At 30.1% G+C, this 17,794-nt stretch carries 17 protein-coding genes and 1 pseudogene; all 18 read left to right on the plus strand.

Translation table 11 applies throughout. From position 1 onward, the window contains the following. Positions 1 to 16: 16 nt before the first annotated feature. Positions 17 to 1,813 carry a DNA primase gene (dnaG, locus tag NST35_RS06035; RefSeq protein WP_001831005.1) on the plus strand — a complete coding sequence of 599 codons (1,797 nt, stop codon included), beginning with the start codon at positions 17 to 19 and terminating at the stop codon, positions 1,811 to 1,813. 270 nt (positions 1,814 to 2,083) lie between these two features. After that, entirely contained in the window at positions 2,084 to 3,190 is a 1,107-nt protein-coding gene (gene rpoD, locus NST35_RS06040; protein WP_002440071.1) for an RNA polymerase sigma factor RpoD, read from the plus strand. Between the two features lie 154 nt (positions 3,191 to 3,344). Next, positions 3,345 to 4,034, plus strand: coding sequence for a tRNA (adenine(22)-N(1))-methyltransferase (locus NST35_RS06045; protein WP_002486240.1), 690 nt, complete (start codon positions 3,345 to 3,347; stop codon positions 4,032 to 4,034). After that, positions 4,024 to 5,124 (plus strand): Nif3-like dinuclear metal center hexameric protein, encoded by a 1,101-nt coding sequence (locus NST35_RS06050; protein ID WP_001831093.1) that lies wholly within the window; start codon positions 4,024 to 4,026, stop codon positions 5,122 to 5,124. The genes NST35_RS06045 and NST35_RS06050 overlap by 11 nt, the downstream gene beginning before the upstream one ends. Before the next feature lie 34 nt (positions 5,125 to 5,158). Further along, positions 5,159 to 6,505 (plus strand): DEAD/DEAH box helicase, encoded by a 1,347-nt coding sequence (locus NST35_RS06055; protein ID WP_001832762.1) that lies wholly within the window; start codon positions 5,159 to 5,161, stop codon positions 6,503 to 6,505. A gap of 9 nt (positions 6,506 to 6,514) precedes the next feature. Beyond that, entirely contained in the window at positions 6,515 to 7,405 is an 891-nt protein-coding gene (locus tag NST35_RS06060; protein ID WP_002456488.1) for a deoxyribonuclease IV, read from the plus strand. 201 nt (positions 7,406 to 7,606) lie between these two features. Next, a pseudogene (locus tag NST35_RS06065) lies at positions 7,607 to 8,405 on the plus strand (metal ABC transporter ATP-binding protein). A gap of 33 nt (positions 8,406 to 8,438) precedes the next feature. Next, entirely contained in the window at positions 8,439 to 9,287 is an 849-nt protein-coding gene (locus NST35_RS06070; protein ID WP_001831102.1) for a metal ABC transporter permease, read from the plus strand. Positions 9,288 to 9,289: 2 nt separating this feature from the next. After that, entirely contained in the window at positions 9,290 to 9,709 is a 420-nt protein-coding gene (locus NST35_RS06075; RefSeq protein ID WP_001831164.1) for a Fur family transcriptional regulator, read from the plus strand. Between the two features lie 404 nt (positions 9,710 to 10,113). Further along, a complete protein-coding gene (locus tag NST35_RS06080) occupies positions 10,114 to 10,713 on the plus strand; it encodes a superoxide dismutase (protein WP_001831217.1) in 600 nt (199 codons plus the stop codon). Positions 10,714 to 11,113: 400 nt separating this feature from the next. After that, on the plus strand, positions 11,114 to 13,204 hold the full coding sequence (locus tag NST35_RS06085) for a peptidoglycan D,D-transpeptidase FtsI family protein (RefSeq protein WP_002456490.1): 2,091 nt from the start codon (positions 11,114 to 11,116) through the stop codon (positions 13,202 to 13,204). A 104-nt stretch (positions 13,205 to 13,308) separates the two neighbouring features. Continuing rightward, positions 13,309 to 13,458, plus strand: a complete 150-nt coding sequence (rpmG, locus tag NST35_RS06090; protein ID WP_001830957.1) for a 50S ribosomal protein L33 — start codon at positions 13,309 to 13,311, stop codon at positions 13,456 to 13,458. 182 nt (positions 13,459 to 13,640) lie between these two features. Next, the gene (locus NST35_RS06095) at positions 13,641 to 14,192 is read left to right on the plus strand and encodes a 5-formyltetrahydrofolate cyclo-ligase (protein ID WP_001831001.1); all 552 of its coding nucleotides are present in this window, start codon (positions 13,641 to 13,643) and stop codon (positions 14,190 to 14,192) included. Next, a complete protein-coding gene (locus tag NST35_RS06100; protein WP_001832757.1) occupies positions 14,193 to 15,653 on the plus strand; it encodes a rhomboid family protein in 1,461 nt (486 codons plus the stop codon). Further along, a complete protein-coding gene (locus tag NST35_RS06105) occupies positions 15,637 to 15,837 on the plus strand; it encodes a YqgQ family protein (RefSeq protein WP_001831138.1) in 201 nt (66 codons plus the stop codon). Before NST35_RS06100 ends, NST35_RS06105 begins: the two co-directional genes overlap by 17 nt. Beyond that, the gene (locus tag NST35_RS06110; protein WP_001831113.1) at positions 15,837 to 16,823 is read left to right on the plus strand and encodes an ROK family glucokinase; all 987 of its coding nucleotides are present in this window, start codon (positions 15,837 to 15,839) and stop codon (positions 16,821 to 16,823) included. The genes NST35_RS06105 and NST35_RS06110 overlap by 1 nt, the downstream gene beginning before the upstream one ends. After that, positions 16,823 to 17,149, plus strand: coding sequence for an MTH1187 family thiamine-binding protein (locus tag NST35_RS06115; RefSeq protein ID WP_001831234.1), 327 nt, complete (start codon positions 16,823 to 16,825; stop codon positions 17,147 to 17,149). The genes NST35_RS06110 and NST35_RS06115 overlap by 1 nt, the downstream gene beginning before the upstream one ends. Next, positions 17,149 to 17,772, plus strand: coding sequence for an MBL fold metallo-hydrolase (locus tag NST35_RS06120; RefSeq protein WP_002446535.1), 624 nt, complete (start codon positions 17,149 to 17,151; stop codon positions 17,770 to 17,772). The genes NST35_RS06115 and NST35_RS06120 overlap by 1 nt, the downstream gene beginning before the upstream one ends. The last annotated feature ends 22 nt before the right edge of the window (positions 17,773 to 17,794 follow it).

A 17,794-nucleotide genomic window follows, 5' to 3' on the forward strand; every position in this document is an offset into this window, starting at 1 on the left:
TGATAGGTGATGTCTTTTGCGTATAGATCAATCCGTCATTGATGAAATAAAAAATAAAACTGATATATTAGATTTAGTTAGTGAATATGTAAAACTTGAAAAAAGAGGACGCAATTATATCGGTTTGTGTCCTTTTCATGATGAAAAAACACCCTCATTTACAGTTTCAGAAGATAAACAAATTTGTCATTGTTTTGGATGTAAAAAAGGTGGTAATGTTTTTCAATTTACGCAAGAAATTAAAGACGTATCATTTGTTGAAGCTGTAAAGGACTTGGGTGAACGAGTTAATATTCAAGTTGATATCGGGCAGAACCAAACAAATTCCTCGACAAAAATTGCGTCTGATGAGTTGAAAATGATTGAGATGCATGAACTCATTAAAGATTATTATCATTATGCTTTAATGAAAACAGTTGAAGGTGAGGAAGCCCTAAATTATTTACATGAACGCGGCTTTACGGATGACCTTATTAAAGAAAGAGAAATTGGATATGCACCTGATAACTCACATTTTTGTCATGATTTTCTTGAAAAAAAAGGATATGATATAGAACTAGCATTTGAAGCGGGTTTGTTATCTCGTAATGAAGAGAATTTCACATATTTTGATAGATTTAGAAATAGAATTATGTTTCCATTAAAGAATGGACAAGGACGAATTGTTGGGTATTCAGGACGGACATATACTGATCAAGAACCAAAATATTTAAATAGTCCAGAAACACCTATTTTCCAGAAGCGTAGAATTTTATATAATTTAAATAAAGCACGTAAATTTATTCGAAAGCAAGATGAAATTATTTTATTAGAAGGTTTCATGGATGTAATTAAATCAGATTATGCTGGTTTAAAACAAGTTGTCGCTAGTATGGGTACACAGTTATCACAAGAACATATTACTTTTTTACAAAAACTAACGCAAAATGTAACATTAATGTTTGATGGTGATTATGCTGGTAAAGAAGCTACTCTAAAAACTGGACAAGCACTGTTGAATCAAGGCTTAAATGTGTATGTGGTTCAACTACCTTCAGGTATGGATCCTGATGACTATATTAGAAAATATGATAACGAACAATTCTTAAAATTTGTTCAACAAGACAAACAATCATTTGTGCTATTTAAAGTTAAAATGTATCAAAATGAGATTAATCATAATGATCTTGCATACGAAAAACATTTTAAAGAAACTGTGCGAGACCTTTCTTTAGTCAATTCAGGTATCATTCGTAATAAACTTATTCAAAACATAGCTGATATATTTAAAGTTAATCCAGAAACCATTCAATATGAGTTAGATGCAACTTATCAACATCAGATGTCGTCGAACACTTATCCCACTTTTCAAGATGAGCCAAGCAAACAACAATTAATACTCGGTCGTCTGACTAAAAATGAGAAAGCAGAAAGAGCTTTAATTAAGCATTTAACGAAAGATAAAGATACTTTTTTGAATTATTATCAAAAAATTGTGCCAGAAGACTTTACAAATAGCTATTTAAAGCGTATATTTAGTTATTTGTACGACTATTATTCAAAAAATGATTATTATACAATTAGCGATATGATGCAATATATTGAATCTAATGAATTGAGAGAAGTTCTTATTGAATTAGATCAATATCATCTAAATGATGAACCTTATGAAAACGAAATAGAGGACTATATTCAAATTATTAAAAATAATAATAACGAAGATTCCTTAGAAAGTTTGAATTATAAATTAAGGGAAGCATCGCGTATTGGAGATTCAGAATTACAAAAATATTATTTGCAACTTATCGTTAACAAAAATAAAAATCGAATGTAAAAGCAATATTTAAAAGGATTTAATTTAAAATTCAAGAGTAGTTAATCGAATATGGTTACTTTAATTATTTATCGGGTAAATTTGTTATATCAGAACTTCAAAAGTGTATATTTATTCAATTGAACACCGCTTATTTAAGGTAATATCACTTGATTTTCACTTACTCAGTGTAATCTAGTGATTATTTAGAATATACAAATCATATTAAATTGATATAATATATAATTATTAATAGATTATCAGTATTTACTAAAATCGGGAGGCCTTTTCATGTCTGACAACCAAGTTAAAATTAAAAAGCAAACAATTGATCCGACTTTAACACTAGAAGATGTTAAAAAACAATTAATTGATAAAGGAAAAAAAGAAGGTCATTTAAGTCACGAAGAAATCGCTGAAAAACTGCAAAATTTTGAAATGGACTCAGATCAAATGGATGATTTCTTCGACCAATTGAATGACAATGACATTACACTTGTTAATGAAAAAGATAGTTCTGACACGGATGATAAAATCAATCCTAATGATTTGAGTGCCCCTCCTGGTGTCAAAATCAATGACCCAGTGCGTATGTATTTAAAGGAAATTGGTAGAGTTAATCTTTTAAGTGCTCAAGAAGAAATTGAGCTTGCAAAAAGAATTGAACAAGGTGATGAAATTGCTAAATCACGATTAGCTGAAGCAAACTTGCGTTTAGTTGTTAGTATTGCTAAACGATATGTTGGTCGTGGAATGTTATTCTTAGATTTGATTCAAGAAGGTAATATGGGCTTAATTAAAGCTGTGGAAAAGTTTGATTTTAGCAAAGGATTTAAATTTTCAACATATGCCACTTGGTGGATTAGACAAGCTATTACACGAGCAATTGCTGACCAAGCACGTACAATTCGAATACCAGTACACATGGTAGAAACGATTAATAAATTGATTCGTGTTCAACGTCAATTATTGCAAGATTTAGGAAGAGATCCAGCTCCTGAAGAAATTGGAGAAGAAATGGATTTACCACCAGAAAAAGTCAGAGAGATTTTAAAAATTGCACAAGAACCCGTTTCATTAGAGACGCCAATTGGTGAAGAAGATGATAGTCATTTAGGAGATTTCATTGAGGACCAAGAAGCTCAAAGTCCATCTGACCATGCAGCATACGAATTGTTAAAAGAACAATTAGAAGATGTTTTAGATACACTTACTGACAGAGAAGAAAATGTTTTACGTTTACGTTTTGGTTTAGATGATGGACGAACAAGAACACTAGAAGAAGTTGGAAAAGTATTCGGTGTAACACGTGAAAGAATTCGTCAGATTGAAGCAAAAGCTTTAAGAAAACTAAGACATCCTAGTCGAAGTAAACGTCTTAAAGATTTCATGGATTAAATTAAAGGAATAAGACATTGGCGTTTGAATTATTAATTAATAGTAATGTCGTTTAACTAAATCATCACACTAAAGAAGGGTGGGATAGTGAATTCAAATTTCTTATTACTGAATTCTATCCTACTCTTTTTTAATACATATAAGGAGTTTAAAAATGATTAACCTTAACCAAAGATTATCAATTGTATGCTCATTTATTAAAAGAGGAACATTGGCTGATATTGGCTCAGACCACGCATATCTACCTATATATGCAATTCAAAACGACTTATGCACAAAAGCAATAGCGGGAGAAGTGATTCAAGGACCTTATAAGGCTGCTAAAAGAAATATTGCAAATTATGAATTAAATCAACAGGTTGATGTACGTCTAGGCGATGGTCTAAGCGTTATAAACACAGAAGACCAAATTGATAATATAACTGTTTGTGGTATGGGAGGGCCATTAATTGCAAAAATATTAAACGATGGAAAAGATAAATTAGTTAACCATCCAAGACTCATACTACAAAGCAACATACAAACTCAAGCATTAAGACAAACTCTTAATAAACTTTCATATGAAATCGTTGATGAAAGAATCATTGAGGAAAAGGGTCACATATATGAAATCGTGGTAGCTGAGTTTAATAATAACTTAGTTAAATTAAATATATTACAAGAAAAATTCGGACCATTTTTACTTAGAGAATGTAATAACATTTTTCAAAAAAAATGGCAAAGAGAGTTAGAAGCACTGCGTGATATAAAATCCCAATTGAATTCAACATCACATCATGAGAGACTAAAAGAAATAGAAGATGAAATTAACTTAATACAAGAGGTGTTAATTAATGAAAATTAGTGAACTGATGGAAGTTTTAAATAATCACGTTCCATTTCATCAAGCTGAATCATGGGATAATGTAGGATTATTAATTGGTAATGATAAGTTAGATATTACAGGTATTCTGACAACACTCGACTGCACCGATGATGTTGTTAACCAAGCAATTGAACTTAATACCAATACCATCATTGCTCATCATCCACTTATTTTCAAAGGAGTAAAACGTATCGTTGAAGATGGATATGGTAGTATAATTCGTAAACTTATCCAAAATAATATCAATCTTATAGCATTACACACTAATCTTGATGTAAATCCTAAAGGTGTCAATCGAATGTTAGCGGATCAAATAGGTTTAGAGAACATATCAATGATTAATACAAATAGCTCATATTATTACAAAGTTCAAACTTTTATACCTAAAAATTATATTGAAGATTTCAAAGACAGTTTAAACGAACTTGGATTAGCTAAAGAAGGTAATTACGAATATTGTTTCTTTGAAAGTGAAGGTAAAGGGCAATTTAAACCAGTAGGTGATGCAAGTCCTTATATAGGGAAGTTAGATAGTATCGAATATGTTGATGAAATAAAACTTGAGTTTATGATAAAAGACAATGAATTAGAAATAACTAAACGTGCTATTTTAGATAATCACCCATACGAAACACCAGTTTTTGATTTTATTAAAATGAACAAAGAAAGTGAGTATGGATTAGGGATTATTGGACAATTAAACCAAACTATGACTTTAGATGAATTTTCTGAATATGCCAAAAAACAGCTCAATATACCGAGCGTACGATATACAGGTCAACATGATAGTCCAATTAAGAAAGTAGCTATCATAGGTGGTTCAGGTATAGGATTTGAGTATAAAGCTAGCCAACTTGGAGCAGATGTTTTTGTTACTGGTGATATTAAACACCATGATGCTTTAGATGCTAAAATCCAAAATGTAAATTTATTAGACATCAATCATTATAGTGAGTATGTTATGAAAGAAGGATTAAAAGAATTATTAGAAAAATGGTTATTTAAATATGAAAATCAATTTCCAATATATGCTTCTGAAATCAACACAGATCCATTTAAATATAAATAAATGTTATTGATAAACATTTAAAGGAGAACAAATTATGTCAAAACATCCATTTGAACACTTTAATTTAGATGAGAATTTAATTGAAGCTGTTAAAAATCTCAATTTTGAAAAACCGACTGAAATCCAAAATAGAATCATACCGAGAATTCTTAAAGGAACAAATTTAATAGGACAATCTCAAACTGGAACTGGAAAGTCACACGCTTTTCTTTTACCATTAATTCAACTTATAGAAAGTGACATTCAAGAGCCACAAGCCATCGTAGTAGCTCCAACACGTGAACTTGCTCAGCAACTATATCAAGTTGCTATGCATTTAGTAAAATTCAAAAAAGGTATAAATGTAAAACTTTTCATTGGTGGTACCGATTTAGAAAAAGATAAACAACGATGTAGCCATCAACCACAACTCATTATTGGTACACCAACAAGAATTAATGATTTAGCACATTCAGGTTATCTTCATGCACATTTAGCGTCATATTTAATTATAGATGAAGCTGATTTAATGATTGACCTCGGTCTCATTGAAGATGTTGACCATATTGCAGCGAGATTAGATGATGAAAATGCTCATCTAGCGGTATTTAGTGCAACAATACCTAAATCATTACAACCATTTTTAAATAAATATTTAAGTCAACCAGAATTTGTAGAAGTTGATGGCAAAGCTCATAATAAAGAAAATATCGAATTTTATCTAATTCCTACAAAAGGTTCTGCTAAGGTAGATAAAACATTGGAATTGATAGATATATTGAATCCTTATCTATGTATTATTTTCTGTAACAGTCGTGAAAATGCCGATGAATTGGCAGACACTTTAAATAAAGAAGGAATTAAAATAGGTATGATTCATGGTGGTTTAACACCAAGAGAACGTAAACAACAAATGAAAAGAATAAGAAATTTAGATTTTCAATTTGTCATTGCAAGCGATCTTGCTTCTAGAGGAATAGATATTGAAGGCGTAAGTCATGTTATTAATTTCGATGTACCCAATGATATCGATTTCTTCACACATCGCGTAGGTCGAACAGGAAGAGGTAATTATAAAGGTGTAGCCATTACATTATATAGTCCTGATGAAGAAAGTAATATTACTCTTATTGAAGACAGAGGTTATAAATTTGAAAATGTAGATATTAAGAATGGTGAATTAAAACCGATAAAGGCATACAATATGCGTAAATCAAGACAGCGCAAAGATGACCATTTAACAAATGAAGTTAAACACAAAGTAAGAAGTAAATCAAAACGTAAAGTTAAACCAGGCTATAAAAAGAAGTTTAAACAAGAAGTTGAAAAAATGAAACGTCAAGAAAGAAAGCAGTATAGTAAAAAGCAAAATAGACAAAAACGAAAAAATAATAAAGGATAGGTGAAATGAATGTTAATAGGATCACATGTTTCAATGAGTGGCAAAAAAATGCTGCAAGGGTCAGCAGAAGAAGCACATAAATATGGTGAATCTACATTTATGATTTATACAGGTGCGCCTCAAAATACAAGACGTAAAAATATTGAAGATTTAAATATCGAAAAAGGCCAGCAGGCAATGAAAACATATGGCTTATCAAATATCGTTGTACATGCACCATATATCATTAACATTGCAAATACAACCAAACCTGAAGTATTTAATTTAGGAGTCGACTTTCTACAAAAAGAAATCGAAAGAACTCAAGCGCTCGGAGCGAAAGATATTGTACTGCATCCTGGAGCGCATGTCGGAGCAGGTGTAGATAAAGGAATTCAAAAAATTATTGAAGGACTTAATGAAGTACTCACACATGATAATGATGTAAGAATAGCACTTGAAACTATGGCGGGTAAAGGAACAGAAGTAGGGAGATCTTTTGAAGAAATTGCTCAAATAATTGATGGTGTTACACATAATGATCGCTTATCAGTATGTTTTGATACGTGCCACACTCATGATGCCGGTTATAACGTCAAAGAAGATTTCGATGGTGTACTAGAAAAATTCGACAGCATAATTGGAGTAGATCGAATTAAAGTAGTACATGTTAATGACAGTAAAAACCTAAGAGGTGCACAGAAGGATCGTCACGAAAATATCGGCTTTGGTCATATTGGCTTTGATGCACTTAATTACGTAGTACATCATGATACTTTTAAAAATATTCCCAAAATATTAGAAACTCCATATGTTGGTGAAGATAAAAAAAATAAAAAACCACCGTATAAATTAGAAATAGACATGTTAAAATCACAAAAATTTGATCCAGAACTCAAAAACAAAATTTTAACTCAATAAAATATTTATAAAATTAAGCCATTCATCGTCTTTTCATTCAGTGAATGGCTTAATTATTTCATCATGTTAAATAAAAATAACATCGTTTTAATTGCGACTATAAAGTCACTAGACTAATTATAGAACAAGCAAAACTATATGTAATTTAAAATAGTCGTAAACATTACTATTTACATAAAAATTAATAAGTTGTATAGTTATATGCGAGGTGAAAACCATGACAACACCAGTTTTTGAATTACGAAATTTAGATTATTATTTCGATAATAAGCATGTATTAGAGAACATAAATATCAAAATTAATCAGGGAGAATTTTTAGCAATTGTTGGTCCGAACGGGGCAGGCAAATCTACTTTACTAAAAGTTATACTAGGGCTATTGCCTATACAAAAGGGCGAGATAATTGTTGATGGAAAACCATTTAAAGGTAATAAATCTTCATTGAAAATTAGCTATGTTTCTCAAAAAGCTTCTGCCTTCAATGCAGGTTTCCCAGCTAGTGTAAAGGAAGTTGTTTTAAGTGGTCTGACTAAAACAAAAAAATTATTTCAAAGATTTAATAAAAATGACTATCAAAAAGTCACAAAGGTATTAGAGAGATTAAATATATCTCATTTAATAAATAAAAATATAGCTGAACTATCTGGTGGTCAACAACAACGTGTACTTATTGCTAGAGCACTTATTTCAGACCCAAGTGTGCTAGTGTTAGATGAACCTACAAACGGAATTGATGCAAAACATGTAAGCAAATTTTACGATACACTTGATAAATTAAAAAAACAGGGGATTACAATAATTTTAGTCACTCACGATATTGGCGTTGTAGCAGATACCGCTACTGAAGTAGCATGTTTAAATAAACATCTTCATTTCCACGGTTCCACAGAAGCATTTAAGTCTTTAGATGAAGTTGAAATTTCAAAAATTTATGGTCATCCTATTCAATTTGTTGATCATCAACACAACCGAACATGTTGTAATGAGGGAAATGAATAAATTTATATTAGAAACAAAGAGGAAGTGTAACTTTTGATAGATGCGTTATTAAATTTTGATTTTATTAGATATTCTTTGATTAGCGGTCTGCTTATTGGCTTTATCGCACCATTAATAGGTGCATTTATTGTAGTTCGGAGACTATCTTTAATTGCTGACGCTTTAAGCCACGTGACATTAGGTGGTATTTCCTTTGGTATGTTTTTGCTTACCATTATTCCCGTTTTCTCAGTAATAAACCCTATGTGGTTTGGTATTCTTTTTGCTGTTATTGGAGCGTTATTAATTGAAAAATTAAGGACTTCGTTTTCTAATTATCAAGAAATTGCAATTCCTATTATAATGAGCGCTGGTATTGCTCTAAGTGCTATTTTTATTTCTCTAGCAGATGGTTTTAATCAAGAAATCGTAGGCCTACTATTTGGATCAATTAGTGCAGTAAATATTAGTGATTTAACTACAATTATTATCATTACAATAATTGTTCTCATATTTATTGTTTTATTTTATAAAGAATTGTTTATTTTATCATTTGACGAAGAATATAGTAAGGTCATAGGTATACCAAAGTGGATTCAATTTTTATTTATAGTAATTGTTGCTATGGTAATATCTGCATCAATGAGAGTTGTAGGTATATTATTAGTAAGCGCGTTAATAACTCTTCCTATAGCAATTTCAATGAGAATAACTAAAGGATTTAAACAATTAATAGCATTAAGTGTTATATTAGGAGAATTATCTGTAATTCTAGGATTAATTATAGCTTTTTATATGAATATATCACCTGGTGGCGTCATTGTTGTACTATTGGTATTAATGCTCATACTAACGATGATTATTCAGAAGTTAAAAATTAAGTTTAAAAAGGGAGTCGTTTAAGAATGAATACAAATGATGCAATTAAAGTTTTAAAGGAAAACGGACTTAAATATACTGATAAACGTAAAGATATGCTAGATATCTTTGTTAAAGAGGATAAATATTTAAATGCTAAACATATTCAACAACAAATGGATAAAGACTATCCTGGAATATCATTTGATACTGTATACAGAAATCTTCATTTATTTAAAGATTTAGGCATTATAGAGAGTACCGAATTAGATGGAGAAATGAAATTCAGAATCGCATGCACAAATCATCACCATCATCATTTTATTTGCGAAAATTGCGGAGAAACTAAAGTGATTGATTTTTGTCCAATAGAAAAGATTAAAAGTCAATTACCCAATGTAAATATTCATACTCATAAATTAGAAGTGTATGGTATTTGTGAAGAATGTCAACGTAAAGCAAACTAAAATATCATTCGGATTATAATACTGGCACATTTCATCATTTAAATTTAAGATTTTCAATCATCGAATTTTAAATATTTAATTCTTAGCATAAAGTGAATACTCATGATTAGTAGGAAAAGAACCTAGTGACAATAACTGAGGTTCTTTTTATTAATTATAGGCCATTGGTCGTATTTATTAAAATTTATGCATTTTTATGTTTAATCTTCACAAATTTGAGATATATTTATAGTATATCAATTAGTAGGTTTAGAAAAATATTAACAAGATTCACATTAACAATTTTGTTTAATTGTCGTGTGAGTCGGGAAAATAATTAAAACTTTTTTGAAAGCATATTCTTTGTTGCTTATAAATCTACTTGTTATGATATAGTTATAGACAATTTAGGAGGATGATTATTTATGGCTTTTGAATTACCAAATTTACCTTATGCATATGATGCATTAGAACCACACATCGACAAACAAACTATGGAAATTCATCATGACAAACATCATAACACATATGTTACAAAATTAAATTCAGCAGTTGAAGGGACAGATTTAGAAGCTAAATCAATCGAAGAAATTGTTGCTAATTTAGATAGTGTGCCATCTAATATTCAAACAGCTGTTCGTAATAATGGCGGTGGTCACCTTAACCATTCATTGTTCTGGGAACTATTATCACCAAATTCTGAAGAAAAAGGTGAAGTAGTAGATAAAATTAAAGAACAATGGGGTTCTTTAGATGAATTTAAAAAAGAATTTGCAGATAAAGCTGCAGCACGCTTTGGTTCAGGATGGGCTTGGTTAGTTGTAAACAATGGACAATTAGAAATTGTTACAACACCAAATCAAGATAATCCAATTACTGAAGGAAAAACACCAATTTTAGGTTTAGATGTTTGGGAGCATGCTTATTATCTTAAATATCAAAATAAACGCCCAGATTATATCAATGCATTCTGGAATGTTGTTAACTGGGAAAAAGTTAATGAATTATATAATGCAACTAAATAATCAATATTAAATAACTTTAGAACATAAAAATTCTAAAAATCAGTTTGAACAATACCTTATATTTATTGTCATAGCCCTTAGATGATTTGCATCTAAGGGCTAATTACATATATAACTATATACTATCTACAACACGTGAGAAATGAGATTCATTACTTAATATCCATTTTTATTAAAATCTAAATGAACATAAAAGTATATACATTTAGTTTGAATTACAATACTGATGAAACCGATGTAAAAATTTTTGTTATTGATTATTGTTTAAAAGTATATTTATAAATTTGACTATCAATTGATAAAGGAATTTTTCTGCGCTTCTTTTTTGTTAAAATGATAGAAAAATAATCTAATATCATATATCATTTGTATGAGAGACTTTGAATAGAGGTAGGTTGTTTTGCTAAAAAGATTAAAAGAAAAATCAAATGATGAAAAAATGAGAAACACCATGAATAAAAGAATCAATTTCATATTTGGATTTATAGTATTTATCTTTGCTATAGTCGTATTGAGATTAGGTTATTTACAAATAGCACAAGGATCTCATTACAAACAATTAATCAAAAACGATGAAAACATAACTGTTAATGAATCAGTACCAAGAGGCCGAATACTAGATAGAAATGGCAAAGTACTAGTTGATAATGCTTCAAAGATGTCTATTACATACACTAGAAACCGTAAAACATCACAAAAGGAAATGTTAAATACTGCTAAGAAACTGACAGATTTAATTAAAATGGATACAGATAAAATTACTGAGAGAGATAAAAAGGATTTTTGGATTCAAATGTATCCGTCATCTGCTAAAAAGTTAATGAGAAAAGAACAATTAATGTTAGAGGATGGCAGTATTTCACAAGACCAATTTGATACCCAACTTAGAGATAAAATAGGAAAAAAACAATTAAAACAGTTAACTAAAAAAGATTTGCAAGTTTTAGCAATTTATCGGGAAATGAACGCTGGGTCAACTCTAGATCCTCAAACAATTAAAAATGAAGACGTAAGCGAGAAAGAATATGCAGCCGTATCACAACAGCTTTCTAAATTACCTGGTGTAAATACTACAATGGATTGGGATAGAAAATACCCATACGGTGATACTTTAAGAGGCATATTTGGAGATGTGTCGACTTCGACTGAAGGTATACCTAAAGAATTAACTGAACAATATTTATCAAAAGGTTATTCACGAAATGATCGGGTCGGTAAATCTTATCTTGAATATCAATACGAAGATGTTCTTAAAGGCACGAAGAAACAAATGAAATATACAACTGATAAATCTGGAAGAGTAATAAGTTCAGAAGTACTTAATCCTGGCTCAAGAGGTCATGATTTACAATTAACTATAGATATTGATTTACAGAAAAAAGTAGAATCTTTATTAGAAAAACAAATTTCTAAATTACGTAGTCAAGGTGCTAAGGATATGGACAATGCGTTAATGGTTGTCCAAAATCCTAAAAATGGAGACATTCTCGCTATTGCAGGAAAGCAAATTGATAAGCAAGGTAAACTCAAAGATTATGATATCGGCAACTTTACAGCTCAATACACAGTAGGTTCTTCAGTAAAAGGAGGAACATTATTAGCTGGATACCAAAATAAAGCTATTAATGTTGGAGAAACTATGGTAGATGAGCCATTAAAATTCCAAGGTGGTTTAACTAAGCGTTCTTATTTTAATAAAAATGGTCATGTATCTATCGATGATAAACAAGCACTTATGCATTCATCAAACGTATACATGTTTAAAACCGCACTTAAATTAGCAGGTGACCCCTATACTTCAGGTATGTCATTACCTAATAATATAGCAGATGCTGGTCGTAAATTGCGTAAAGGGTTAAATCAAGTAGGTCTTGGCTTAAAAACAGGTATTGACTTACCGAACGAAACGCCAGGCCAAATAGAACCCTTAACTAATAATCCTGGTAACTATTTAGACTTAGCTATTGGACAATACGACACATATACACCACTTCAGTTGTCCCAATACGTATCAACTATTGCTAATGATGGCTATAGAATTCAACCACATATTGGATTGTCTATTTATGAATCTACTAATAAAGATGAAACTGGTCCATTAAAACGTAAAATTAAGGGTAATGTTTTAAATAAGGTAAATAACTCAAATGACGAAATTAAAGAAGTTCAAGAAGGCTTCAAAATGGCTTTCAATGAAAAGCAAGGTACAGGTTATGCTAGTTTTAGAAATACTGTAGTACCTTCAGCTGGTAAAACAGGAACTGCTGAAGTTTTTCAAGACGGAGAACCTAGAGTTAACTCAACATATATCGGTTATGCACCCGTCGATGATCCTAAATTATCTTTTTCAATTGTCTATACAAATCAACCTGTTCCACCACCTTGGTTAAATGGTGGAGATTTAGGTAGAGACGTAATCAACTACTATTTTAAAGATAAGGATAATAAAAAAGATGACTCTCAATCTAATAACGAAGAGAAAGAAGATTAATTTAAATTGTCAACTCAACTAATCACGAAATTATACTTTGCAATTAGTTAAGTAATTGGTATAATAAAAAAGTCGTATTTTGAAAAGGTAAGGAGGAGAAACTCATGCGCGTAAACGTTACATTAGCTTGTACAGAATGTGGAGATAGAAACTATATCTCAACAAAAAACAAAAGAAATAATCCTGAACGTGTAGAAATGAAAAAATATTGTTCACGTGATAACAAACATACTTTACATCGTGAAACTAAATAATAAATTTTTTAAAATTTGTACATGACAATATAAAATCGATTTAATCCCTTTAAAGTAACCACTTATAAAAGTGAAAACTTTGAAGGGATTTTTCATTTACTTTTTTTATCATTAAATACCAACTTAATGACATTAGTAACTATAAACGTTATAATGTTAAGTGAACGAAATGGGTGAATAAAATGGATAAAAAAGGACTACGTAGAAATATAATTAAAAAGATGAAATCTTACGACAAAGAACAAAAATATTTGGCTGATGAATGGTTGGCTAAGAAATTATATCAAAGTGAAGCTTATCGCAAAGCTAACACAATTGGTTTTGTTTTATCGATGCCTCATGAAGTTAATACATATCCAATTATTACTCATTCGCTAAACAATAATAAGAAAATTTTTGTTCCTGAAACAAATTATCAACAGCAAGACATGACTTTTAAGCAACTATTATCAATTGAGGATATCGAGAAAGATAGCAAAGGTATTTATCATTCTATTTCCCCAGTCGGTACAACGAATAAAATGGACTTAGTTGTAGTACCGGGGGTTGCATTTGACAAATTGGGCTATCGAATAGGATATGGTGGTGGTTATTATGACCGATTCCTGAGCCAACATAAATGTAATACAGTTAGTTTACTATACGATTTTCAGTTAGCCCAATTCAATATAGAACCACACGATCAACCTGTAGAGCAATTAATTATTTATCACAATAAAGTGGTGGAGGAATAAATGAATATTAATAAACTTTATTGGAAGGCTTTATACTACTGGATTAGGTATCTTAATTATAATGTAATTTATCGTGATAAAGAGGACGATGAAATATGGTTGTCTCATAAGAGAAAACATTCAATTGTTGTATTTAGAAAAGATGTCACATCTACCCAAGAGATTAGGTTTGATAAATCAAAAATTATGGAACGACCTGAAGAAATACAACAATTCATCGGTTATATACCTGAATCTTATGAATTTTATTATTTTACGGATAAAGAGCTTTCAAAAGAAAATTTAAATGAAGAAAAACCAATTAAACTGAAATTTAAAATTATAAGCAATGAGCAAAGCTTAAATTCACTCCCTATAAACTTTTTACTTTTAAAAATGCTAATTAATAATGAAGATAAAAGGACTTACCTTCATTACAAAAGAAAAGTTTTAACACAAAATCTTGTTGATAAACATATGCAACGTTTTACCCCTATTACATATACACTTATCTTAATTAATATTGTGATATGGTTATGTATGATTTTATACTTAAATCGATTTTCTGATGTTAAACTATTAGAAGTAGGTGGACTTGTTCATTTTAATGTTGTTCACGGAGAATGGTATAGACTTATTTCGTCAATGTTTTTACATTTTAATTTCGAACACATTTTAATGAATATGCTCTCTCTATTTATTTTTGGTAAAATTGTCGAATCAATCATTGGATCATGGCGAATGCTAATAATTTATATAATATCCGGATTATATGGAAATTTTGTTTCTCTATCATTTAATACGACTACAATTTCAGTCGGTGCTAGTGGAGCAATATTTGGTCTAATTGGTTCTATTTTTGTGATTATGTATTTAAGCAAGAATTTTAATAAAAAAATGATTGGCCAGTTATTAATTGCTTTGGTTGTTTTAATCGTTTTTTCACTTTTTATGTCTAATATTAATATAATGGCACATTTAGGTGGATTTATCAGTGGTGTATTAATTACATTAATAGGCTATTATTTCAAAACACAACGCTCTTTATTTTGGTCATTTTTGATTGTATTTTTACTTATATTCATCATTTTACAAATTAGAATATTTACTATAAGTGAGGATAATATCTATGATAAATTAATTCGGGATGAAATGATTAAAGGTAATTATAGCGAAGCAAAAAATGTTGTAAAACAAACACTTAATAATAATTACGCCGATGATGAAACATATTACCTTAGTGGTTTGATTACTGCAACTAAGAGTTCGCAAGCAGAGGCCGTATCAGAATGGGAAAGAGGTTTAAGAAAATTTCCAAATTCAGGTGTACTTAATTATGAATTAGCTATAGCTAATCGTTCTTTAAGTGATGATAAAAAGGCTTTAAAATATATAAAAAAAGCTGTAGCAATTAATCCTAATAATAAAAAATATGTTAATTTAAAAAAAGAGTTGAGTAAATCTAATGACACGAAAAATTAAAAGTTTTTATGACGTGTTACAATTACTTAAAACATATGGTTTCATTATATATTTTAAAAATCCAGATGATATGTATGAAATGATGATACAAGAGATTAAATCCTTATATAGTTATCAATTGTTAACGAAGGATGAATATCTAAATTGTATACTGATAATTAATCAAAGAAGGAATGAAAAGTAATGACAGATATTATTTTAGCTGCTGATATAGGCGGAACAACTTGTAAATTGGGGATATTTGACAAGGATTTAGAACAATTGCATAAATGGTCTATTGATACTGATACAAGTGACCACACTGGTGAGTTACTTTTAAAAAACATTTATAATTCTTTTACTGAAAAGATTGCAGAATATAAATATGATTTTAACAATGTAGTTGGAGTCGGTATTGGTGTTCCTGGGCCTGTTGATTTTGATACTGGAGTTGTATACGGAGCTGTTAATTTACATTGGCCCGATAGTGTCAATGTAAGAGAAATTTTCAAACAATATGTTAATTGTCCAGTTTATGTTGATAATGATGCTAATGTTGCTGCTTTGGGAGAAAAACATAAAGGTGCCGGCGAAGGTGCTGATGATGTAGTAGCCATTACTTTAGGTACCGGACTTGGTGGAGGTATAATTTCTAATGGAGAAATCGTACATGGACACAATGGGTCAGGCGCTGAAATTGGACATTTAAGAGCTGATTTTGATCAACGTTTTCAATGCAATTGTGGTAAATCAGGGTGTATAGAAACAGTTGCTTCTGCTACTGGTGTAGTAAATTTAGTTAATTTCTATTATCCTAAATTAACGTTTAAATCATCAATTTTACAACTTATTAAAGATAACCAAGTAACAGCAAAAGCTGTATTTGATGCAGCTAAAGCCGGTGATCAATTCTGTATATTTATAACTGAAAAAGTTGCAAATTATATCGGCTATTTATGCAGTATCATTAGCGTTACTAGTAATCCAAAATATATTGTTCTAGGAGGGGGCATGTCTACTGCCGGACTTATCCTTATAGAAAATATTAAAACTGAATATCGTAATTTAACTTTTACTCCAGCTCAAAATAATACTGAGATAGTACAAGCTAAATTAGGGAATGATGCTGGTATTACTGGTGCAGCTGGACTTATCAAAACATATATCATAGATAAAGAGGGTGCTAAATAATGGCAATTGTTGATGTAGTAGTTATTCCAGTAGGAACAGAGGGTCCTAGTGTAAGTAAATATATAGCAGAAATCCAAACAAAGTTAAATGAATTTAAACAACAAGGGAAAATTGATTATCAATTAACACCAATGAATACATTAATCGAAGGTGATTTGAAAGATCTTTTTGAGGTGATTCAAGCGATTCATGAATTACCTTTTGATAAAGGATTAGATAGAGTTTGTACAAATATTAGAATTGATGATCGTCGAGATAAATCAAGAAAAATGAATGATAAATTAAAATCAGTACAAAAACATCTAGACCATAGTGGTGAATTATAATGCGAATTTCAAATTTAACATTAGGAATCGTTGACACTAATACGTACTTCATTGAGAATGAAGAAAATGTAATATTAATCGATCCCTCAAGTGAAAGTCAAAAAATAATTAAAAAATTAAATCAAATCAATAAACCTTTAAAAGCAATTTTATTAACACATGCACACTATGATCATATCGGAGCATTAGATGATATTATTGAAAAATATCAGGTTCCAGTTTATATGAGTAAAGATGAGTTTGATTTTTTAACTGATCCAGATAAAAATGGCTCATCTAAATTTACACAATATGGTTTATCTAAAATAGAAAGTCACGCAAATCCATTAAGTTTATCAGAGGGTCCTGCAGAGATTGAAGGATTTAAATTCAAAGTATTACATACGCCTGGTCATTCTCCAGGTAGTCTTAGTTTTGTTTTTAATGACTTTGCTGTTGTTGGCGATACTCTGTTCAAAAATGGTATCGGTCGTACAGACCTTTATAAGGGAGATTATGAAACATTAATTGATTCAATAAAAGATAAATTATTTGAATTAGAAGGTGATATGCCACTTTTCCCTGGACATGGGCCTTACACCACAGTTGACGATGAGCAACTCAATCCTTTTATAAATGGTTAATATTAGAGAGTAAAAAAATCGC

The sequence above is a fragment of the Staphylococcus sp. FSL W8-0304 genome (assembly GCF_038006565.1).
In the GTDB taxonomy this organism is placed as follows: Bacteria; Bacillota; Bacilli; order Staphylococcales; family Staphylococcaceae; genus Staphylococcus; species Staphylococcus epidermidis.